We start from the raw sequence: 21,628 nt of genomic DNA, 5'->3' as shown, positions 1-21,628 counted from the left end.
GATTCCCCGCGGGCCACGGCGAACCCGCCGCCACCTCTCACGCGCGGGAGGCACGGCACAAGAACGCAGCCGCGGTACGGCCGATCCGGGTGATCACGAGGGTGTAAGGCTCGGAACCGGACGGCTTCAGCCGGCGCCGCAGGGCATCCGGATCGACGTCCACACCGCGAACCAGGATCTCCAGGGCGCCGCAGTCCCGGCGCCGGAGTTCGGTCCGCAGGGTTTTCTCGCGGACATCGAGGCGATCGATGATCCGGAACCCGCGCATACCGTCGGGAACCCGGTCGCCGGTGAGGTAGGCGATGCGGGAATCGAGCTGCCACAGTCCGTGGCGTGCGGCGTAGTGGCGGACGAGCCCGGCGCGGACCACCGCACCGTCCGGGTCGATGATCCACTCCCCCGGCGCCCGCTCCGGGATATCGTCGGGGTCGGCATCGGTGAGGGTGGTGACACCGTCCGCGCCGGTGAGCACGGTGGCCCGGCGGGTCACGCCGGGTTCACCGAGACCTGGGGACCACAGGCACGCTTCACGCACCGCACCGTCCAACGACACCACCTCGACCTCGCCCGCCCAGGCGAGCAGGTCGAAATCCAGTCCGGGAGCGCATTTCACCGCCAGATCACGACCGGCGTAGGCGTCGAGCAGATCCGGTAGCGGCGGCTGCAGCGCGCTCGGATCGTGCGTACGCCTACCACCCGCCCGGCGAGCGGGATCAGCGATGATCGCCGTGCCGGACGTGCACGGCACCAACGCGTCCGCCTGCGCCAGCAGAATTGTTCCCATCGGGCCCTGGAGGCCGCTTTCCCCGACCTCTGCTGCATTTTCGGCGACGGCACCGGCGTCGCGCACGTTGTGCTGGGCGATGGCGAGCCTGATCGGATCCAGATCGCTGCCGACGACGCGGGGACAGACTCGGACCAGCTCGGCCAGTTCCGCGCCTATCGAGCAGGTCACATCGTGGACGTCGCGTCCGGCCAGCCGGCGGGCGCGGTGCCGGGCGACCCGGGTCGGGGTGGCCTGTTGGAGCGCGTCGTCGGTGAACAGCCAGTGCTGCGCGCCGGACAGTTTCACGGCCGCCCGGCGGCGCAGGCGGACCGTTTCGATCAGTGCGGACGCCCGGTCCCCGTGGGTGCGGCGTACCGCCGCCACATCGCGCAACTGGGAGGCCGAGGTCAGTTCGAGTTCCGCGACCTCGGCCAGCGCGGCCACACCCGGCGGCGAAGCCAGGTAGGCGATATCGGCCGCGCTGAAGCCGTATCCCACTACTTTCCGGCGGCGGCCGGTTTCACTCCGGTGATCATGGCGTTGTAGAAGAACTGGCGCGGGACCACCCGGCGCATGACGTTCTCGTCCAGCCAGCTCAACCCGAGCCACGCCCGGTACATCGCCATCCGGTAACCGAAGGTGAGTTTCTCGTCCGGGACAGCGGCCTCGAAGGTGCGCACCGGCCAGCCCCACAGCGCGGCGGCGAACTCCTCGGTTTTCGCGGCGACCTCGATCGCACCCGCGGAACGGGCAATATCCTCGAGCTGGGCCGGATCGAAGGTGTGCAGGTCGACCACGGCCTCCAGGGCGGCGGCGCGCGACGATTCGTCCAGTTCCTCCTGGGGCCGGCGCCAATCCCGCAGGAACGGGAGTTTGGTGACGGCGGTGGTGGCCTTCCAGGTGATGTTGCCCAGGTTGCGGGCGTAGAGGTTGCCGATGGTGGTGGGTTCACCGGCGAAAACGAAGCGGCCGCCCGGCTTGAGCACCCGCAGGCATTCCCGCAGCGACTGCTCCACGTCCGGGATGTGGTGCAGGACCGCGTGCCCGACGACCAGGTCGAAGGTGTCGTCGTCGTAGGGGATGGTCTCCGCGTCGGCGACCCGGCCGTCCACATCGAGGCCCAGGTGTTCGGCGTTGCGCAAGGCGACCTTGACCATGCCGGGCGACAGGTCGGTGACCGAACCGCTCTTTGCGATCCCCGACTGCATCAGGTTCAGCAGGAAGAACCCGGTCCCGCAGCCCAGTTCCAGGGCCCGGTCGTACGGCAGATCCACCTCGCCGACCGCGGCGTCGAACCGGCCGCGGGCGTAGTCGATACAGCGTTCGTCATAGGAAATCGACCATTTGTCGTCGTAGGTCTCGGCTTCCCAGTCGTGATAGAGCACCTGGGCGAGCTTGGTGTCCTCGAATGCTGCTGCGACCTCCGCGGCGGTGGCGTGCGGATGTGGTGCGGGGTCGTCGGGGCGTACCGTCATGGTCGGACAGCCTATCCTTTGCCAGTCACGGCGTTGATACCACCGGGTAGGTCCGGGTGGGCCACGCCTCGTTCAGGCGCCGGTGAACTCGGCGAAGCCCGGGCCGTCCCGCAGGTGGGAGCGGGTTCCGACGCGCTGATCGGCGGTGGTGAACAGCCGGGCCCATTCGTCGCGGGCGCGTTCGTGACCGTGCGGGCCCGCCTCGAACACCGCCTTGGCCGCCGCCAGCGCCCGCGCCGGGCCGGTGACGAACTGCCGGGCCCAGGCGATCGCGGAATCGAGGACGTCGTCGGGTGCGACCACCTGATCGACCAAGCCCAGCCGCGCCGCCTCGTCCGGTTCGACGAAACGCCCGGTGAAGACAAGATCCCGGGCGGCACCCGGGCCGATCAGCAGGGACAGGCGCCGGATACCGGCGAGCGGGATGAGCCCGGTGCCGATCTGCGGCAACCCGAGCTTCACATTGTCACCGATGATCCGCCGGTCCGCGCCCAGCGCGAGTTCCAGACCGGCACCGAGCGCATAGCCGCTGATCGCCGCGACCGTCGGCTGCGGAATCCGGGCCAGGCACCCGAGAGCTGCCTGCAGATCGGCGGCCATCGCCGCGGCCTGCTCGGCCGGTAGCTCGGCGAGTTCGGCCAGATCGTCGCCCGCGCAGAAGACCCGCTCGTCGCCGTAGACCACCAGTGCCGCGATCGACGGATCGGCGCCGCAGGTCTCAGCAGCCTCGGCGATCTCGCGGATCAGCTGGGTGCCGAGCAGATTCAGCGGCGGCCGGGCGATCCGCAGCACCGCCACACCGCGGCCGGAACCGTCGGCGTGGTCGGGCTCGAGCCGGGACAGGGATACGAATTCGGCCATGGGCCGATACGCTACCGGGCGCCCGAACCGCCGCCGCCGGGCCCGGAACCACCGAGCAGCGACGGGTCCGTATCGCGCATTCCTTTGGACCCCCGCAGCCGGGACGGATCCGGTAGGTCGGCGAAGTAGCGCATATTGTCCGGGAACTTCAGCAGTTTCTTGCCGTCCACTTCACCGAATTCCGGCTGGATCGGCTCGATGGCCGGTTCGGCAGCCAGGATTTCCGCGGTATTCGCGTAGCCGCTGAGCGAGGTCAGCTGCGACCAGGTGGGGGGCAGCAGCACATGCTCCCCGGTTTTCCAGGTGGCCAGCGCGGTGGCCGGAGTCGACCATGTCACCAGGTCGGTTTCCGAGGTCGCGCCGTCGGCGAGCTGGCCCTCGGGCAACACCGCGACGAAGAAATTGGTGTCGTAGCGGCGGCGTTCCACGGTCGGGGTGATCCAGCGCGCCCACGGCCGCAACAGATCGGCCCGCAGCACGAGCTTCTCCTCGGCCAGGAATTCGGCCAGCGTGAGATCCCGGCCTTCGATCCGCTCCCGCTGCCCCCGATAGCCGGCGGTATCGGCGACCACGGTCGCGGCGGTGGGGCCGGCCAGCAGCACCCCGCACTCCTCGAATGTCTCCCGCACCGCCGCGCAGACCAGCGCCTTGGCCCGCGCCGCGGACACCCCGTACCGCTGCCCCCACCAGCTCGGCGCCGGTCCGGCCCATTCGATCTCGACCTCGGCGTCCACGGGATCCACCCGCCCACCGGGGAAGGCGGTCATCCCGGCGGCGAACTCCATGGCGCCGGCCCGCCGCTGCAGGAAAACCTCCGGACCGTCCGCACCGTCGCGCACCAGCATCACCGTCGATGCGTCCTTGGCCTCGGGCACCTCACGGGAATCCGGCACAGTCGTCTCACTCACCCCTGCACAGTAACCCGTGCCCTCCGACCCACCCGACCGCCCACCACCGGCCGGGCTCGGTGCGGATGCGAGCCTGTCCAGCAGGCCAGTCCGCGAAGTTGGCCGGTGGACATGCTGCCCACAGGTCTGTCCGCATCCGACTTCACCCCGTCTCTGCGCATGCGGACGGTCCGCATCCGGTGGTTCGGGGCCCGTCTCGGATCTGGAGCGACGGAGCGGGGAGCGAAGCGGAGGAGCGGAGGAGCGGAGGAGTGAAGATTCGAGACCAAGGGGGCCCCGAACCCGCGGCGCCGGAGGCGCCGCCAAAAAACACAGCTCAGCGGGAGCGGTGGCGGCCGAGGCGGCGTTTGCGGCGGGCGAAATAGCGGTCGTCGATCCGGTCCAGGGCGATGGACTGGCGGAACGCTTCGCTGAGGTTTTCGGCGGTCAGGACATCGGTGATCAGGCCCTGGGTGACGATCTCGCCTTCGCTCAGCAGCATGCAGTGGGTGAAGCCGGGCGGGATCTCCTCGACGTGGTGGGTGACCAGGACCAGGGCCGGGGCATCGGGGTCGGCGGCGAGGTCGCCGAGGCTTTCGACCAGTTCTTCACGGCCGCCGAGGTCGACGCCGGCCGCCGGTTCGTCGAGCAGCAGGAGTTCCGGGTCGGTCATCAGCGCGCGGGCGATCAGCACCCGTTTGCGTTCACCCTCCGACAGCGTGCCGTAGGTGCGGTCCAGAAGATGTTCGGCGCCCAGGCTTTCCAGCATGTCGATCGCCCGGTCGGTGTCCATCTCGTCGTACTGTTCGCGCCAGCGGCCGAGTACCGCGTAGCCCGCGGAGACCACGAGATCCGCCACCCGTTCGTCCGCCGGGATCCGGGCGGCCAGCGCCGCCGACGACAGACCGATCCGCGGCCGCAGTTCGCTGACGTTCGTTTTGCCGAGGCGTTCACCCAGAACGTAGGCGGTGCCGTAGGACGGATGCGTTTCGGCGGCCGCGATCTGCAGCAACGACGTCTTCCCGGCGCCGTTGGGACCCAACACCACCCAGCGTTCGTCGAGTTCGACCTGCCAGGTGACGGGACCGACGAGGGTGTGCCCGTTGCGGCGGATGGAAACGTTGGTGAAGTCGATGAGCAAATCTGGATCGGGGTGCGCCACGGCCTCCATCTTGTCTCGAGCCGTCCGCGATCACGGCACCGGGCACGCTACCAATGATCGAGTCGTGCGGGCCGGGTGGCGATCACCGTCGTCGAGCCGGGGGCGACCTCGGTGAAACCCGCGTCGCGTACCGCGGTCGCCGCACTGCGCGCCACCGCCGTCCGCAGCATCTCCCACTCGTCCGGGCCCGCTTCGCGCACCGCGCAGGCGAACCCACGCTCCGCCCAGGTCCGCGCCTGTTCCACCGGAAGCGCGCCCGCGAAGAGCATGCTCGCATGCCCGACCTGCGCGGCGGCCTTGCCGACCGTCATACCGAGCGCGGCGTTCACCCAGAACACCGGAACATCCAGCGGGACGGCTCCGGGATCGTCGGATTCGAGGTCGGTGCCGCCGATCTGGAGCCGCCGGATGCGCGGATCGACCGCCCCCACCGGCCCCGGAACGAGCGCACGTACCAGCGCCCCGCCGCTCTCGACGGTCACCCCGGGCACCTCGTTCGCGCCCGCCCACTGCGCGCCCCGCGCCCGGCGCGCCACCTTCCTGATCCGCGACCGCTTCCACGCCAAGTACGGCTGCTCCCATTCGCCCGCGGCACCGACCCGCGGGTCCAGGCACAGCGCAACCGCCGCACCGGCCGCGGCCGCGAGCACATCGCTGCGCGCCGGCGGATCGGTTTTGGGCAGATGCAACACCATCTGCATGGCTTGGACCTGAGCGGGATCGTCCGGATCGCCCGACCCTCCGTACCCCGCCGCGAGCTCGGCGTGCCGCTCGGAAAACCCTGGGTCGCTGTAGAAGTCGATTTCCGGGTCGGCCGCGAGATCCGGCGCCACATCCGACTCGCTATCCGGCAGCATCACACAAAACCTCCCAGCACCCGACCAACACCGGACGACAGCCTACCCACGCACCCAACAAACAGCCCGGCGCGGTGCCGACTCCCGGAACTCAGCCCAGCGGTACCCGGCGCAGCAGCCCGTCCTCGGCGTCCGCCGCCTCCACCTCGTCCCGGGTGACACCCAGGATGAACAGCACCGCGTCCAGATAGGGATGCGAGAGCGCCGTATCGGCGACCTCACGCAGCGCCGGTTTGGCATTGAACGCCACACCCAGGCCCGCCGCGTTCAGCATGTCGATATCGTTGGCCCCGTCCCCGACCGCCACCGTCTGCTCCATCGGCACCCCGGATTCGGCCGCGAATGCCCGCAGTGCGGTCGCCTTGTAGGCGCGGTCCACGATTTGGCCGGTCACCCGCCCGGTGAGTGTGCCGTCGACCACTTCCAGCACGTTCGCCCGGACGAAATCCAGGTCGAGTTCCCGCGCGAGCGGGTCGATCACCTGCCGGAACCCGCCCGATACGACACCGCAGCGGAAGCCCAGCCGCTTCAACGTCCGGATCGTCGTGCGCGCGCCCGGCGTGAGCTCGATCGTCGCCGCGACCTCCGCGATCACCGATTCGTCGAGCCCGGCCAGTGTCGCGACCCGCTGGCGCAGCGATTCCGCGAAATCGATCTCACCGCGCATCGCCGCCTCGGTGACCGCGCGCACCTGTTCCTCGACGCCCGCGTACGCCGCCAGCATTTCGATGACCTCGCCCTGGATCAGCGTCGAATCCACATCGAACACGATCAGTCGTTTGGCCCGCCGCGCCAGTCCCGCCCGTTCCACGGCGATATCGACCCGCTCGGTCACGGCGACCTCGGCCAGCGCCGTCCGCAGCCGGGCGTCGGTATCACCGGGCCGGTCCGGCGCGGTGACCATGAGTTCCATCCCGGTGACCGGATAGTCGGCGATGCCGCGGATGAGGTCGATATTCACCTCGAGTGCCGCCAATTCCCGGGAGACGGCACTGAACGCCCGTGCCGTCACCGGCGCGCCCAGCACCACTACGGCGTGCGTCGATACGGGTGCCCGCGCGGAGTCGGCGTCGACATCCACATCGACCTGCATGCCGACGGTGTTCATCGCCTCTTCGAGTTCGTCCTGCAGGGCCTCGGGATCGGACGGGCAGCTGATCAGCACGCCCAGCGTGAGCCGGCCGCGGATCACCACCTGTTCGATATCGAGCAGGCTCACCCGATGCCGCGACATCGCGGTCAGCAGTACCGACGTCACACCCGGACGGTCGGGCCCGGTCACGGTGACGAGAACGGTCGTCTCGGCCAAGGTGAGTGCTCACTCTCTGTTACATGGCGCCGCCTCCGGCGGCGCGGGGTTCGGGGCCCCCTCGTGTCTCGATTCTTCACTCCGCCGCTCCTCCGCTTCGCTACCCCGCTCTGTCGCTCCAGAATCGAGACGGGCCCCGAACCACAGATGTAGCCAACCGAAGGTAAGGCGCTGCGCTGCGCCCACTGCGGGACCTGAAGATCAGTGCAGGGCCCATCACCATCTAAGCGTCCTGCTGTCGGCCAACTGCCGACGCCCCCCGGATCCCCACGGGCCGGAAACGCAGGCGCGCCCGCCGACCTGGGCCGACGGGCGCATCCGTACTGCGGGAGCGGTCAGGACTTGACCAGTGTCTCCTCGGGGTGGTGTTTGGCCCCGCCGTTGAATCCGACGTGCGCTTCCTTGCGCATCCGCTCGACCATATGCGGGTAGTGCAGCTCGAAGGCGGGACGTTCGGACCGGATCCGCGGCAGTTCGTAGAAGTTGTGCCGCGGCGGCGGGCAGCTGGTGGCCCATTCCAGCGAGTTGCCGTAACCCCACGGGTCGTCCACGGTGACCACTTCGCCGTAGCGGTAGCTCTTGAAGACGTTCCACAGGAACGGCAGCATCGAGGCACCCAGGACGAACGCGCCGATCGTGGAGACCGTGTTCAGCGTGGTGAACCCGTCACCGGCCTGGTAGTCCGCGTACCGCCGGGGCATACCCTCGGCACCCAGCCAGTGCTGCACCAGGAAGGTGAGGTGGAAGCCGAGGAACGTCGTCCAGAAGTGCCATTTGGCGAGGCGCTCGTCGAGCATGCGGCCGGTCATCTTCGGGAACCAGAAGTAGATACCGGCGTAGGTGGCGAACACGATCGTGCCGAAGAGCACGTAGTGGAAGTGCGCGACCACGAAGTAGGAGTCGGTGACGTGGAAGTCCAGCGGCGGGCTGGCCAGGATGACACCCGACAGACCACCGAAGAGGAAGGTGACGAGGAAGCCCACCGAGAACAACATCGGTGATTCGAACGTCAATTGCCCCTTCCACATGGTGCCGATCCAGTTGAAGAACTTCACACCGGTCGGGACCGCGATCAGGAAGGTCATGAACGAGAAGTAGGGCAGCAGCACCGCGCCGGTGGCGTACATATGGTGCGCCCACACCGCGATGGACAGGGCCGCGATACCCAGGGTCGCGTAGACCAGGGTGGTGTAGCCGAAGATCGGCTTCCGGCTGAACACCGGGAACACCTCGGAGACGATGCCGAAGAACGGCAGCGCGATGATGTACACCTCGGGATGCCCGAAGAACCAGAACAGGTGCTGGTAGAGCAGGATGCCGCCGGTGCCCGGATCGTAGATGTGACCGCCCAGGTGCCGGTCGTAGGCCAGCGCCATCAGGGCGGCGGTCAGCAGCGGGAAGGCCAGCAGTACGAGCACGCTGGTGACGGCGATGTTCCAGGTGAAGATCGGCATCCGGAACATGGTCATACCCGGAGCGCGCAGGCAGACCACGGTCGTCAGCATGTTCACACCGCCGAGGATGGTGCCCAGACCGGATACGGCCAGGCCCAGGATCCACAGGTCGGTGCCCACACCCGGCGAGTGCAGGATATCGGTGAGCGGCACATACGCCGTCCAGCCGAAGTCCGCGGCGCCGCCCGGGGTGATGAAGCCCGCGGTCGCCATGGTGGCGCCGAACGCGTACAGCCAGTAGCTGAAGGCGTTCAGGCGCGGGAAGGCGACGTCGGGGGCGCCGATCTGCAGCGGCAGGATGATGTTGGCGAAACCGAACACGATCGCGGTCGCGTAGAACAGCAGCATGATCGTGCCGTGCATGGTGAACAGCTGATTGAACTGCTCGGGCGAGAGGAACTGCAGACCCGGGCGAGCGAGCTCACCGCGCATCATCAGGGCCATCAGGCCGCCGATGAGGAAGAACGCCATCGAGGTGGTCAGATACATGACGCCCAGGACCTTCGGGTCCGTGGTGGTCACCATCTTGTATATGAACGACCCCTTCGGCCCCAGTCGCGCCGGGAATGGCCGAGTCGCTTCCACCCCCTGTGGGACTGGCTTGGGCTCTACGGCAGTCACTGATCCTCCTGAAAGGTGCCTTTAGGGTCGCTCCGCAGGCTCCACTGTTTGCCCGCTGCCCCGTCGCACGGGACAGCCAACGGTTAGCTTGCGCTTCTCGAATCGTAAACCGTCCGTCGAGAGAGGGGCCAACGGGTCCTACTCTGTGTCGTACTCAGGCCTGTCGTCGATCTCCCGCGACCGCGCCACCTGCCCTCTCCGCGCGCACGCGCGCACCGGAGCAGCGGTCACGAGCAGCGGATGGCCCGTACTCACGGATGGGCGGTCACCGCTGGCGCGCAGTGAATCCCGGTGGGCATGTACCCTTCCCGGCATGCCGGTGAGCCCCGCTGTCCGTACCCCAGCCGTGCGTAATCCCCGGATCTCCGCACGGGCCCGCCGCGCCCGCCGATTCGCGGGCGTCGCACTCGCCTGCCTCGCGGTGACGGTGGCCGGGTGCGCGAGCCAACCCGATAATTCGGCGTCGATCATCCGCACCACCACGAAGATCGCGGGCGCCGGCGTGGTCGGGATCGAACGGGACACCACCCAGGCCTGTTCGCTCCCCACCGCCCCCGATCCGGCCGTCGGCCCCACCCGCACCGTCCACCATGCGTCCGGCGAATCCCGGGTGCCCGCCGACCCGCAGCGCATCGTCGTGCTGAGCACCTCCGCCCTGGACGCGACCTGCGCCGTCGGCCTGTGGGAGCGGGTCGTGGGCGCGACCACTGTCCCCGGGCCGGCCCCGCAGCCGGGCTATCTGGGCTACGGCGTGCTGGAGATCCCGGGTGTCGGCCCGGTCACCGATCCCGACCCGGCGCTCATCGCCCAGTTGGATCCCGATCTCATCGTCGGCGAGGTCCCGACCGGCCGCGCCGACTACGCCGCGCTGAGCGCTATCGCGCCCACGGTCCTGGTCGGAACCGATCACACCTGGGAGGAGCAGTTCAGCGCGTTCGCGGGTGCCATGGGCCGCGCCGGCGCCGGCAAGGCGGCACTCGACGCCTATCGCACCGAGGCCGCCGATACCGGTACCTCGATCAATGCCGCGATGACCCAGGCGTCTCTCGTCCGTTTCAACGCCACCGGCACCGAAACCATGGGCGGTGAAACCTTCGCGGCGCAGGTCCTCGCCGATACCGGCGCCCAACGGCCCAGCGCACAGCGCGAGACGTCCGCCCCGGTGGACGAGTCCGATCCGGTCACCGCGGAGGGCGACCTCATCTATGTCATGTTCGCCGGCCCGGAGGGCCGGGAACACGGCGAATCGGTGATGCGGTCGACGGAGTGGGAGGACCTGGGCGCGGTGTCCGACGGCCGCACCTTCGTGGTCGACGACGCGCTCTGGCACACCACCGGCCTGACGTCGGCGCGCGCGGTCCTCAGCGATATCCGGGACAGCCTCAACGCCTACGTCCTGGAGTGACGCCCCGGTGCGCGGACAACGTCCGGGACACCCGCTCGCGACCGCCTCGATACCATAGCGAAATGGTGTAACAGCAGGTAAACGACCAAGTCGCCGGTACCGTCGAAGTATGGGCGATAACGCTGCCGGCGAACGCTCACTCGCATACCGGCTGAGTATCGGAATCGCCATCGGCCTGGCGATCGGGATCGGCCTGGGCCTGGCGGTTCTCGACAATCTCGCCGTGGGTATCGGTCTCGGCATCGGGTTCGGCCTGGCATTCGGCCTGGCCATGTCACCGTCCCCCTCGGGGGACGACGGATCCGGCGGCCGCCGCAAACCTCCCCCCGACGACTGAAGTACGCTCGGCGCCTGCGGTCGGAGCGCGCCGAAGTCCCCGTTCCCCTAGCGCATTCGACACCTGAAACACAACTTGTGGTGGCGCTCGGCTATCCGCCCCACAAGGGGTAGTGTTACGGCACGCGCAGCGTTGGCAGGGTTGTCGTCGGATTCGTCGGGAAGGGTGTGGAAGCAGCATGAAGCTCATCGATCGGGTTTCGGCCATCAACTGGAATCGGGTACCCGACGAGAAGGACGCCGAGGTCTGGGATCGGCTCACCGGGAACTTCTGGCTCCCGGAGAAGGTGCCGGTGTCCAATGACATCCCCTCCTGGAACACCCTCACCCCGGACGAGAAGCAACTCACCATGCGGGTGTTCACCGGCCTCACCCTGCTCGACACCATCCAGGGCACCGTCGGCGCCGTCAGCCTGATCCCGGATGCCCTGACCCCGCACGAAGAGGCGGTGCTCACCAATATCGCGTTCATGGAATCGGTGCACGCCAAGAGCTACAGCTCCATCTTCTCCACCCTGTGCTCCACCCGCGAGATCGACGATGCCTTCCGCTGGTCGGAGGAGAACCGCAATCTGCAGCGCAAGGCCGAGATCGTGCTGGAGTACTACCGCGGCGAAGATCCGCTCAAGCGCAAGGTGGCGTCGACGCTGCTGGAGAGCTTCCTGTTCTATTCGGGCTTCTACCTGCCGATGCACTGGTCGTCGCGGGCCAAGCTCACCAACACCGCCGATATGATCCGCCTGATCATCCGCGACGAAGCCGTCCACGGCTACTACATCGGCTACAAGTACCAGCGCGGCCTCGAGCAGGTCACCCAGGCCGAACGCGACGAGCTGAAGAACTACACCTTCGAGCTGCTGTTCGAGCTGTACGACAACGAGGTCGAGTACACCCAGGACCTCTACGACGAGGTGGGGCTCACCGAGGACGTCAAGAAGTTCCTCCGCTACAACGCCAACAAGGCCCTGATGAACCTCGGCTACGAGGGCCTGTTCCCCAAGGACGAAACCGAAGTCAACCCGGCCATCCTGTCCGCACTGTCCCCCAATGCCGACGAGAACCACGACTTCTTCTCGGGCTCGGGGTCGAGCTACGTGATCGGTAAAGCGGTCAACACCGAGGACGAAGACTGGGACTTCTGACCCGGGCCGAACCCACTTCGCTGAGCGAGCGAGCCGCGTCGGGCGGCTCGGTCTTGGGTGTCGTACGTAACCGCTAGGCCGCGATCGCAAGCCGGGCGAAGGTAAGTCATTTCACGCCGTATACGTGCCCCAGGGCGAGGTGATGCGCGGGAATGTCTTTCCGAGGTGCAGCACCGGCGACTGCCGGCACTTCGAGGCCCGGATCGCATCTCTGTCCGGTGCCGTTGACGCGGAGTGTTTCCAGGGCAGCGGCCTCGCGCGTGCCCTCGGCGGCGGAGTAGACGATCATCGATTGATCGGTGTCGGGAAGCAGCAGGGTGTCGCAGTCCAGCGTGAGATACCCGAGCTCGGGGTGGTCGATCGTCTTGTGCATCGACCGCGACATCGTGGAGCGCCCCTGCTCCCACATGCTCCAGAACCGTTCACTGCCGGCAATCAGCTCCTCGATCAGCGCGCGTACATCCGGGTCGTGCGGGTAGCGCGAGAGTGCGGTACGCAGCATCCCGACCGCCTGCCGCGCCGACGCTTCGTCCTCCGCCGGCCGCACCGCGACGCGAGTAACACCGGCACCGAGGAATCGCTGCCAGACCAGGTTGCGTTGCGCCACCGGCCAGCGACAGAGGTCGCCGAGCAACGACACTGCCGTCTGGTTCTGCAGCAGTACGTCTCCCTTGGCGGACAGCACCATCGCGGGCAGGCCGGTGAGCCGTTGAAGCAGCCGCAGGACGCTCGGCCGGATCGACATCTCGACCCGGCCGGCCAGCGGCGGTGAACTACCGGCGAGGCGGAACACCTGGTCGCGTTCGTCGCGCTCGAGCCGCAGTACCCGGGTCAGTGCCGTGAGCACCTGGGTGGACGGTTGCGGTCCGCGGCCCTGTTCGAGGCGGGTCACGTACTCGACGCTCAGCCCGGCGAGCTGGGCCACCTCCTCACGACGCAGACCGGTTACGCGTCGCCGCGGGCCGGCCGGCAGGCCGGCCTCCTCGGGCGCGATTCGTGCGCGGGCGGCCTTGAGAAGGCGGGCGAGCTCGACGCGATCCATGGGTCCATCTTCCTCCCCTCGACGCGGCGGATCCTGGTACGGCCGCTCCCCCTCTCACACGTACCTGGATAGCGGTGCGTCCTCGAGACACCGTGAAGGCATGAGCGAACAACACAACACCTCGAACAGCACAACCACCGTCCTGATCACGGGCGGCAACAAGGGCCTGGGCTACGAGACGGCGCGCCGCCTCGGCGAACTCGGCTGGCGGGTCTTCCTCGGCGCACGGGACGAGACCCGCGGGCGCCGAGCGGCGGAGCGGCTCGGCGCCGGCGGCGCGGACGTCACCTTCGTGCAGCTGGATGTCACCTCCGACGATTCGGTCACCGAGGCTGCCCGGATTGTCCGCGAGCACACCGATCGCCTCGACGTCCTCGTCAACAACGCCGGGATCACCGGCGAGCTCATCGGTCCCGAGGAAACATTGCCGCAGCACCTCATTCCGGTGTTCCGCGTCAACGTGCTCGGTCCGATCCGCGTGACCGGCGTGTTCCTGCCACTACTGCGGGCCGCCCACGATCCGCGAGTGGTGATGGTTTCCAGCGGCGCCGGTTCGCTGACGATCACGACGAACCCCGAGCGCAAGGAGTCGACCTTCCCACATTTGATGTACCCGGTCTCCAAGGCCGCCTTGAACATGATCACCGTCCAGTACGCCAAGGGTATTCCGGATGTGCGCTTCAACCTGGCCGATCCCGGTTTCACCGCCACCGATCTCAACGCCCACCAGGGAACCCAGACGGTCACCGAGGGCACCGACGCCATCGTCGAGTTCGCGACCACCTCACCCGGGCACACCGCGCAGTACCGCGACCGTCTCGGCGCCCTCCCGTGGTAAGCGGGACGAACGCGATGGAGCACCCAGCGGTACCGGCATTCTCGATGGCCGAACGTGATCGCCGATGGAACCTGGCGCGTGCGTTCATGCGGCGCGAAGGCCTCGACGCGCTGCTCGTCTTCGGCGAGCACGAAGACGCCGGACCAGCCCCGTTCGCTTACGACACGTGGTTCACCAACGGACGAGCCGGGACGACAGTCCTCTTCCACCGTGACGCCGACCCGGTCGCACTGTTTCCCATGGAGATGTTCACAAAGGACCACCTCGAATCCGCGCGTCGAGGCGACATCATCTGGATCCCGCCGGAAAACATTCGAGCGTCTCGCGATTCCCGCGCGATCGCTGAGGCTCTCAACGAATCGGCGCTGGCGCAGGCAACGATCGGGGTGGTCGGCTTGGAGGTTTATCCCCCCTGGCACCCCGAGGGCATCGTGCCTTACCGGTTGTGGAACACCATCCTGCAGGAGTTCCCCAGTGTGCGGTTCGAGCCGGTAGCCATGGCCCTGTCTCGGCTCATCATGCCGCTCAGCCCCGAAGAAATAGCCGTCGTCCGCCACTCTGCGAGCATTGGCGACGATATGGTGCGTGCCATGGTCGACACTGCCGCAGCAGGTGTTTCCGAGAGCGAGGTGTATGCGGCGGGTATGGCCGCGGGATACATGCGCGGAACGATTCCCGCAGCCATGCATTTCTGGTCGGGCCCTGATCCGCTCGCATCGGGTTTGCCGCAGTGGGGTTACCGCCCACAATCTCCCCGCATCCTGCAGGACGGTGACACGATCTCCGCCGAAGTGTTCAGCAATTTCGGCGGCCGCCATACCCAGCACCAGGCCACGATCACCATCGGCGAACCACACGAGGACCTGCATCGGGCGGCCGAGGTCGCCCGCGCGGCCTACGACGCGTGCCTACAGGTGCTGCGCCCCGGCCGGACCTTCGGGGAGGCGGTCGACGCCCTCCGCGAGCCGCTGCGCGATGCGGGCGGCTGGGAGTTCGGACCTTGCCTCCACGCGCTCAACCCGATGATCGCGCTCAGCGGTTTCGCCGCGGACGCCAGTCGGCGGTTGGCCGGCGCGCGGGCCTACCCGCCCGAGGCCGACCATCCGACCCTCTCCGGCGATCTGGCGCTAGAACCCGGGATGACCTTTGCCCTGGAGCCCAACTACGTCTTCGGACGGCACCTTGCCTACCTCGGCGGCACCGTGATCGTCGGTGCGGACGAGCCGATCGAGCTCAACCCGTACACGGCACAGATCCTCCGGGCGGCAGAGATGCCGCGCTGAACTGCGGGCGGTCGTGCGAGACGCTGATGAACTCGGCTACGAGGGCCTGTTCCCCAAGGACGAAACCGACGTCAATCCGGCCATTCTCTCGACCCTCTCCCCCAACGCCGACGAGAACCACGACTTCTTCTCCGGCTCGGGCTCGAGCTACGTGATCGGTAAAGCGGTCAACACCGAGGACGAAGACTGGGACTTCTGACCCGGGCCGGCCTGCCTGCCGGAACCGCAATACTGCGACAGCAGGCCCGCCGGAGGGTGCGGTAGAAATCTGCTGGCGAAGCAGACACCCGCTCACTACCGTGCGGGACCATGCGCGTGGGTGTGGTCGGATTGCGGATGGGTCTGTATCTGGCTACGTGGTGCCGCCGGTTGGGAATGGACGTGGTGGTGGGCTGCGATCGAGATCCCGACCGGCGCGCCGAAGCGGCCGCACAACTGCCCGGCATCACGCTGGCCGAGGACTGGCGTGAGCTGCTGCACGAGGACCTCGACGGCGTGGTGCTGGCCAACAACTTCGACGAACACGCACCGCCGGCGATCGCCTTCCTGGATCACGGTGTGCATGTTCTCTCCGAGTCCGCGGCGTGTGCGAGCGTGGACGAAGCACAGGCCCTCATCGCAGCCGAACAGCGTTCCGCCGCAACATATTCGTTCGCCGAGAACTATGTGTTCCACCCGCATGTCCAGCTCGTTCGCGATGCCGTGGACGCCGGGGAGATCGGCCGTATCACGTTGGTCGAGGCCGATTACCTGCACGGGATGTCCCCCGGCGACGTCACCGCCCTGATCCGCGACCCGGGCCATTGGCGCGGCCGGATCGCGCCGACGGCCTACTGTACGCACACGGTGTCCCCGGTCCTCGCCCTTACCGGTGAGCTACCGACCGAGGTCACGGCGTTCCCGGTGGATTCCGCCGATCCTCGTGCGGCCGTGGTGCTGCTGGTGCGACTCACCGGCGGCGGGCTGGCAGTCACCCGGCACGGATTCCTCCAGGGTGAGCCCGACAGTCATTGGAGCTGGGTTTCGGTGCGCGGTACCGAGGGCCTCGCCGAGTCGGTACGCGCCGCGGGTGACCGCGCGTGGTCGGTCCGGGTCCGGCACGAGGCATGGGCCGCCGCCGAAGACGTTGCGCGCGAACAGGAGCGCACACCCGCGCCCCTCCTGCTCGACGGTGCCACCGTCGAGCCGAAGGCCGTGGGCACGGTCCGGGTGCTCGAGGGTTTCCGGGCCACGGTCGAATACGGCGAACCCCCGCTGATACCCGTGCGACCCGCCGTAGCCGCCTCCCTGGTCGGCATTCTCGGCGCACAGTCCCTGCGCAACAACTCCCACCCGACACCGATCCCCGACCTCACCTCCACTCCATAGCATCAGCAGACGTCATGGGCCGCTACGCTGCGAGAGCGCGGGCCGCACCACGCGGCTCGCTATCGATTGCGGGGCGTGGACGAGACGCCCGATCGGGAGGAGTACGCAATGGCAGGTGGCGACAGCGTCAGAATTCCCCGCTGGCTCAAACCGATGAACCGCGCCATGGTTGCAGTCAGCCGCATAGGCGTTTCCCTGCCGATGCCGTTGCTCACCGTTCCCGGCCGTAAATCGGGGAAACCCCGGACCACGCCGGTGACACCGTTCGAATACGACGGCGTCGAATACGTTCTGGGTGGTATTCCCGGTGCGGACTGGGTGAAGAACGTGCAGGCCGCCGGCACCGCGGAACTGAAGGTGGGGCGGCGCACACGGACGGTGCGGCTGGTGGAGATCCCCGCGGCCGAGAGCGTTCCGGTACTGCGGGAATTCCCCCGACTCGTGCCCACCGGTGTCCCGGTCATGATCAAGTCCGGGGTGGTGACCAGCGACGACCCGGACGAGTTCGCCGCACTCGCCGGCCGGTGCGTGCTCTTCCGGATCGACGACGCCTGACGCCGGCTCATCGAAAAGGCCGGGGATCCCTGTTGATTCGCGCCACCGCCTGTGGCCTGCGCGAAATTACTGGACGACCCGGCAGGTGTCGTCGACCGGCCGGGTGATCGACCAGTACTGCTGGAACCGGCAGGCGGCGATCTTCCAGCGGCCGTTCTCGACGACGTACTCGTCGTCGTACTCGCCCGTGATCACCGTCTCGGTGTTCTCGATCAGATTCACCTGACGGAACTTCAGCGTCCACTGTCCGGACGCATGTGTCTCGTCGTGGACGGTGATATCGGGATGCGTCCCGTGATGCATATCGAGGATCACATTCTTCCCGTCGACCTTCTGCAAGGCGATCTTCTCGAACACCGCCGCCATCCCGTCGGCATCGAACGATCCGAGCACCCCATAGTCGACCGCCGCTCCCGCCGCCACGAAACAGTCCCGAAATGCTTTCGGGTCCTTGGCATCACAGGCCCGCAGGTACCGATGCTTGAGTGCCTTGATCGCCTCGACGGCCTCGAGCCGCGCAACCCGCCCAGCCAGATCGGCTTCCTCGGATTGCGGTAGCGGTGCAGGCGACATAGTTCTCCTCGGTAGCAGAGTTCGGCCGCCGCGCCGGGACGGCGGCGGGTGTCCTGGCGGAGTGTATCCAAGGGTCCCTCAGGGAGCGGGTTCTGCTGTGCGCGCCCAGGAGGCGAGGATCTGCAGGCGCTGGGCGGAGGGGGAACCGGGTTCGGGGGTGTAGATCATGAGGATGAGGCCGGGTTCGGCGGTGATGGCGAGTTCTTCGTAGGCCAGGACCAGTTCGCCGACTTCGGGATGGTGGAAACGTTTGGTGCCCGAGCCGTGCGTTCGGACATCGTGGGTGCCCCACAGCCGGCGGAAGGTTTCGCTGCGGGTGGAGAGTTCGCCGACCAAGTCCTGCAGGCCGCGGTCGTGAGGGTCGCGGCCGGCTTCGGTGCGCATGATCGCCACACACATTTCGGCGAACAGGTCCCAATCGGGGTAGAAGTCGCGGGCGGCGGGGTCGAGGAACTGGAAGCGTGCCAGGTTCGGGGTGCGTCCGGCGGTACCCAGCAACGGTGAGTAGAAGGCGTGGCCGAGTTCGTTGGTTGCCAGGAGGTCCTGCTGGGGGTTGCGGACGAAGGCGACCGCGTCGCGGATACTGTTCACCGCCCACTGCAGGCTCGGGCGGGCCACGGCGTGTTTGGCGGCGCGGCGGCGGGTGCGGCCCGAGGTCGGGATTCCGTCGGCGGCGCGGGCGAGGTCGAGGAGGTGGGCGCGTTCGGTGTCGTCGAGTTGCAACGCCCGGGAGATCGCGTCCAGGACCGATGCGGAGGCGCCCGCGATGGCACCGCGTTCCAGTTTGGCGTAGTACTCGACGCTGACCCCTGCCAGCGCCGCGACCTCCGACCGCCGCAATCCGGGAACGCGGCGATTCGGTGCCGCCGGAAGTCCCGCTCGGTCGGGGGTGATCTTGGCCCGCCGCGACATCAGGAACTCGCGCACTTCCTCCCGGTTGCCCATACCCACAGCGTAGGACGGCGTCACCGCAGGTGGGGTGCCCTGCGGGTACACCTCTCGAGGGAGACTCCCCGGATCGCCGTCACCGGGGTTGACTTGGTCCCACCGGCGGACAACCGCCCTACGTCCCGGGCCGCGGCCCCGGTGATCCGCCGATCAGATGGGTACCCGCTCGGCGCGGTCTCTGCCTGGTCACGCCACCGCGTGGTGCCGCGAGGTGGCGGCCCGGCAACGGGACGATCCCGGAAAACATCGGTGAAGGAGAACCTGAAAATGCGTGGAGTCATCATGTACGCCCCCGGCGACGTGCGGGTCGAAGAACGTGAGGACCCGACGATCGTCGAACCCACCGACGCGGTCATCCGGATTACCGCCACCTGCATCTGCGGGTCGGATCTGTGGCCCTACCGGGGCATCGAGGAGACCGAAGGACCCGCGCCGATGGGGCACGAATACATCGGTGTCGTCGAAGAGATCGGCTCGGACGTACACAACGTCGCGGTCGGCGATTTCGTCGTGGGCTCGTTCTTCGCCTCCGACAACACCTGCGAGATCTGCCGGGCCGGCTATCAGAGCCGCTGCGTGCACAGCGTGCCGATGGGCGCGATCGGTACCCAGGCGGAGCGAGCCCGTATTCCGCTCGCCGACGGCACCCTGGTCACCGTCCCCGGCACACCGAGTCCCGCGCAGTACCCGAGCCTGCTCGCGGCCTCCGATGTGCTCGGTACCGGCTGGTTCGCCGCGGTGGCCGCCGAGGCCGGACCCGGGAAAACGGTCGCGGTCGTCGGCGACGGCGCCGTCGGGCTGCTCGCTGTGCTGGCCGCGAAACAACTCGGCGCCGAGCGGATCATCGCAATGAGCCGTCACGCCGACCGCCAGGCCTTGGCCCGCAAGTTCGGCGCCACCGATATCGTCGAAGAACGCGGCCGGGCCGGCGTGACGAGAATCAAGGAGCTCACCGGCGGGCTCGGGGCGCATTCGGTGATCGAGGCCGTCGGCACCCAGGAGTCCATGGAGCAGGCCATCCACGCCACCCGTCCCGGCGGGCACGTCGGCTATGTCGGTGTCGCCCACGGTGTCGAGCTCGACGGTATGCAGTTGTTCTTCTCGGGCGTCCACCTGCACGGCGGCCCGGCGCCGGTTCGCCGTTTCCTGCCCGACCTGATCGACCTCATCGTCCGCGGCGACATCGACCCCGGTGAGGTTTTCGACCTGACCCTGCCGCTCGACGAGGCCGCCGAGGGCTACCGCGCGATGGACGAACGCCGCGCCACCAAAGTCCTGCTGACCGTCTGACACACAACCTGGGAGAACCCATGGACACACTCGGTAAGCCGCCGACCACCAAAGCACCCGCCGAAATCTTCACCGGTCCCGTCTGGTTCGACACCATCTACCGCGGCGAAGATCCTTCCCGGGCCCGGCTCAATGCCGTGCACTTCGCCCCCGGTGCCCGCACGAACTGGCATACCCACGGTCTCGGCCAGACCCTGCACGTCACCGAAGGGACCACGCTGGTCGTCACCCGCGCCGGCGCGGTCGCCGTCCTGAATCCCGGCGACACCGTGTGGTGCCCGCCGGGTGAGGAACACTGGCACGGCGCCGGGCCCGACCACTTCATGACCCACCTCGCACTCTGGGAAGGCGACGATGTGGTCTGGGCCGAACCGGTCACTGCTGCCGACTACAACCGAGCCGCGGCCCATCTCTGATCGCCGGTCATTGCCGCCCGGTATCCCGAGCGGTGTTCCGGTGGTGCCGGTGCGCTTCCTCGGCGAGCGCGATGACGGTGTCGCGCAGTATTTCCGGGCCGATGATATCGACCTCGGCACCGAAGCCCACCAGCATGGCTGCCGCGGCACGCACACTGCGAACCCGGATTCTCACGACATCCGGATCTCCTGCGACAGGTTCCGGATCGCCGAGGGTGGTCACCGCGAGCGACCGCAGCACCATCGGAATCCGCGGCGGGTGGATCCGCAGCACGATCTCGGTCGAGGGAGCGCGGCGGAAATCGTCGCGCATCCGCTGCCACACGGCCGGTAGATCCAGGTCCGGTGGTCGCCGGCTCGGCTCACCCAGCCGCCGCACCGCGCTGATCCGGGAAATCCGGTAGCTGCGCGGGCGGCCGCGGTGCGCGGCGACGAGGTACCAGGTCGTGCCGACCTGCAGCAGCCCCCACGGGTCGACGGTCCGGTCCCCCGGCGCGGCGGCGGCCTTCGACCGGTAGCGGATCCGGATCCGTTCGTCGTCCAGGACCGCTGCCTGGACCTCGGCCAGCGCGTCGAGAGTGTCCGGGTCGCGGTGCCAGCCGCCGCTGTCGAGAACGATCCGCTCGCGGACATGGGTGACCAGGCGGTGCTCATCGTCCGGGAGGGCGGTGGCGAGTTTGTGGAGTGCGCTGCAGAACGATCCACCCAGCCCGAGCGCATCGGCCGTGCCGCGACCGCCGGCGACGAACAATGCCCTGGCCTCCGCACTGGTGAGCTGTTCGACATCGGGTTCGAAACCCGGGACGAGCGCGAATCCGCCGCCCCGGCCGCGTTCGGCGTACACCGGGATACCGGCGGTCGACAGCGCGTCCATATCGCGCAGCACGGTCCGTTTGGTGACCTCGAGCCGACGAGCCAACTCCGCGGAACTCATCGTCCCGTGCCGTCGTAGCAACTGGACGATCTGGAGAAGCCGGTCCGCGCGCACTCCTCCAGAATCCCACGGAAAGGTGACATCAGATGTCACCTGATGGGTCGGA

General features: G+C 68.1%; 21 protein-coding genes and 1 pseudogene. 10 read left to right on the top strand and 12 right to left on the bottom strand.

What is annotated here, in order from left to right; all coding sequences use genetic code 11:
- Positions 1 to 37: 37 nt before the first annotated feature.
- From ACIA75_RS19980 to ctaD, 8 genes are all read right to left on the bottom strand, one after another.
- Entirely contained in the window at positions 38 to 1,264 is a 1,227-nt protein-coding gene (locus tag ACIA75_RS19980) for a class I SAM-dependent methyltransferase (RefSeq protein WP_397106011.1), read from the bottom strand.
- Positions 1,264 to 2,241, bottom strand: coding sequence for a class I SAM-dependent methyltransferase (locus ACIA75_RS19975; RefSeq protein WP_397106009.1), 978 nt, complete (start codon positions 2,239 to 2,241; stop codon positions 1,264 to 1,266). Before ACIA75_RS19975 ends, ACIA75_RS19980 begins: the two co-directional genes overlap by 1 nt.
- A 72-nt stretch (positions 2,242 to 2,313) precedes the next feature.
- The gene (locus ACIA75_RS19970; RefSeq protein WP_397106006.1) at positions 2,314 to 3,102 is read right to left on the bottom strand and encodes an enoyl-CoA hydratase-related protein; all 789 of its coding nucleotides are present in this window, start codon (positions 3,100 to 3,102) and stop codon (positions 2,314 to 2,316) included.
- A gap of 11 nt (positions 3,103 to 3,113) precedes the next feature.
- Complete coding sequence (locus ACIA75_RS19965; RefSeq protein ID WP_397106704.1) at positions 3,114 to 3,947, bottom strand: NUDIX hydrolase; 834 nt, start codon at positions 3,945 to 3,947, stop codon at positions 3,114 to 3,116.
- Positions 3,948 to 4,326: 379 nt separating this feature from the next.
- Positions 4,327 to 5,160, bottom strand: coding sequence for an ABC transporter ATP-binding protein (locus ACIA75_RS19960; protein ID WP_397106004.1), 834 nt, complete (start codon positions 5,158 to 5,160; stop codon positions 4,327 to 4,329).
- A gap of 38 nt (positions 5,161 to 5,198) precedes the next feature.
- Entirely contained in the window at positions 5,199 to 6,008 is an 810-nt protein-coding gene (locus ACIA75_RS19955) for an aminoacyl-tRNA hydrolase (RefSeq protein ID WP_397106001.1), read from the bottom strand.
- A gap of 91 nt (positions 6,009 to 6,099) precedes the next feature.
- Positions 6,100 to 7,317, bottom strand: a complete 1,218-nt coding sequence (serB, locus tag ACIA75_RS19950; protein ID WP_397105998.1) for a phosphoserine phosphatase SerB — start codon at positions 7,315 to 7,317, stop codon at positions 6,100 to 6,102.
- A gap of 335 nt (positions 7,318 to 7,652) precedes the next feature.
- Positions 7,653 to 9,392 (bottom strand): cytochrome c oxidase subunit I, encoded by a 1,740-nt coding sequence (gene ctaD, locus ACIA75_RS19945; RefSeq protein WP_397105996.1) that lies wholly within the window; start codon positions 9,390 to 9,392, stop codon positions 7,653 to 7,655.
- A gap of 361 nt (positions 9,393 to 9,753) precedes the next feature.
- Here ctaD and ACIA75_RS19940 point away from each other — a divergent pair, with 361 nt between their 5' ends.
- From ACIA75_RS19940 to nrdF, 3 genes are all read left to right on the top strand, one after another.
- Positions 9,754 to 10,797, top strand: a complete 1,044-nt coding sequence (locus tag ACIA75_RS19940; protein WP_397106702.1) for an ABC transporter substrate-binding protein — start codon at positions 9,754 to 9,756, stop codon at positions 10,795 to 10,797.
- A 109-nt stretch (positions 10,798 to 10,906) separates the two neighbouring features.
- Positions 10,907 to 11,134, top strand: coding sequence for a hypothetical protein (locus tag ACIA75_RS19935; protein WP_397105993.1), 228 nt, complete (start codon positions 10,907 to 10,909; stop codon positions 11,132 to 11,134).
- 178 nt (positions 11,135 to 11,312) lie between these two features.
- Entirely contained in the window at positions 11,313 to 12,275 is a 963-nt protein-coding gene (gene nrdF / locus ACIA75_RS19930; protein WP_397105991.1) for a class 1b ribonucleoside-diphosphate reductase subunit beta, read from the top strand.
- Between the two features lie 106 nt (positions 12,276 to 12,381).
- On the opposite strand, the gene ACIA75_RS19925 is transcribed toward nrdF, so the two are convergent.
- Positions 12,382 to 13,317, bottom strand: a complete 936-nt coding sequence (locus tag ACIA75_RS19925) for a helix-turn-helix transcriptional regulator (protein WP_397105989.1) — start codon at positions 13,315 to 13,317, stop codon at positions 12,382 to 12,384.
- A gap of 100 nt (positions 13,318 to 13,417) precedes the next feature.
- On the opposite strand from ACIA75_RS19925, the gene ACIA75_RS19920 reads away from it, so the two are divergent.
- The 5 genes and pseudogenes from ACIA75_RS19920 (at position 13,418) to ACIA75_RS19900 (ending at position 17,361) form a co-directional block, all read left to right on the top strand.
- Entirely contained in the window at positions 13,418 to 14,155 is a 738-nt protein-coding gene (locus tag ACIA75_RS19920) for an SDR family NAD(P)-dependent oxidoreductase (RefSeq protein WP_397105987.1), read from the top strand.
- A gap of 44 nt (positions 14,156 to 14,199) precedes the next feature.
- On the top strand, positions 14,200 to 15,438 hold the full coding sequence (locus ACIA75_RS19915) for a M24 family metallopeptidase (RefSeq protein WP_397105984.1): 1,239 nt from the start codon (positions 14,200 to 14,202) through the stop codon (positions 15,436 to 15,438).
- A gap of 31 nt (positions 15,439 to 15,469) precedes the next feature.
- Positions 15,470 to 15,637, top strand: a pseudogene (locus ACIA75_RS19910) (ribonucleotide-diphosphate reductase subunit beta); the annotation flags it as partial.
- Between the two features lie 110 nt (positions 15,638 to 15,747).
- Positions 15,748 to 16,806, top strand: a complete 1,059-nt coding sequence (locus tag ACIA75_RS19905; protein WP_397105982.1) for a Gfo/Idh/MocA family protein — start codon at positions 15,748 to 15,750, stop codon at positions 16,804 to 16,806.
- Positions 16,807 to 16,914: 108 nt separating this feature from the next.
- On the top strand, positions 16,915 to 17,361 hold the full coding sequence (locus ACIA75_RS19900) for a nitroreductase family deazaflavin-dependent oxidoreductase (RefSeq protein WP_397105980.1): 447 nt from the start codon (positions 16,915 to 16,917) through the stop codon (positions 17,359 to 17,361).
- A 66-nt stretch (positions 17,362 to 17,427) separates the two neighbouring features.
- Here the strand turns inward: ACIA75_RS19900 and ACIA75_RS19895 are convergent, their stop codons facing one another.
- Together ACIA75_RS19895 and ACIA75_RS19890 are read right to left on the bottom strand one after the other, a co-directional pair.
- Entirely contained in the window at positions 17,428 to 17,934 is a 507-nt protein-coding gene (locus tag ACIA75_RS19895) for a nuclear transport factor 2 family protein (protein ID WP_397105978.1), read from the bottom strand.
- Positions 17,935 to 18,012: 78 nt separating this feature from the next.
- Complete coding sequence (locus tag ACIA75_RS19890; protein ID WP_397105976.1) at positions 18,013 to 18,879, bottom strand: helix-turn-helix domain-containing protein; 867 nt, start codon at positions 18,877 to 18,879, stop codon at positions 18,013 to 18,015.
- 270 nt (positions 18,880 to 19,149) lie between these two features.
- On the opposite strand from ACIA75_RS19890, the gene ACIA75_RS19885 reads away from it, so the two are divergent.
- Together ACIA75_RS19885 and ACIA75_RS19880 are read left to right on the top strand one after the other, a co-directional pair.
- Complete coding sequence (locus tag ACIA75_RS19885) at positions 19,150 to 20,172, top strand: zinc-dependent alcohol dehydrogenase family protein (RefSeq protein WP_397105974.1); 1,023 nt, start codon at positions 19,150 to 19,152, stop codon at positions 20,170 to 20,172.
- A gap of 20 nt (positions 20,173 to 20,192) precedes the next feature.
- Positions 20,193 to 20,588: a cupin domain-containing protein gene (locus tag ACIA75_RS19880; RefSeq protein WP_397105972.1), complete on the top strand. Its 396-nt coding sequence runs from the start codon at positions 20,193 to 20,195 to the stop codon at positions 20,586 to 20,588.
- Positions 20,589 to 20,595: 7 nt separating this feature from the next.
- On the opposite strand, the gene ACIA75_RS19875 is transcribed toward ACIA75_RS19880, so the two are convergent.
- Positions 20,596 to 21,576 (bottom strand): helix-turn-helix transcriptional regulator, encoded by a 981-nt coding sequence (locus ACIA75_RS19875; RefSeq protein WP_397105970.1) that lies wholly within the window; start codon positions 21,574 to 21,576, stop codon positions 20,596 to 20,598.
- Positions 21,577 to 21,628 lie beyond the last annotated feature (52 nt).

Source organism: Nocardia sp. NPDC051750 (assembly GCF_044453135.1).
Taxonomy (GTDB): domain Bacteria; phylum Actinomycetota; class Actinomycetes; order Mycobacteriales; family Mycobacteriaceae; genus Nocardia.
The sequence above is the reverse complement of the archived record's forward strand: the minus strand, read 5'-3'. Positions and strand labels throughout refer to the sequence as shown.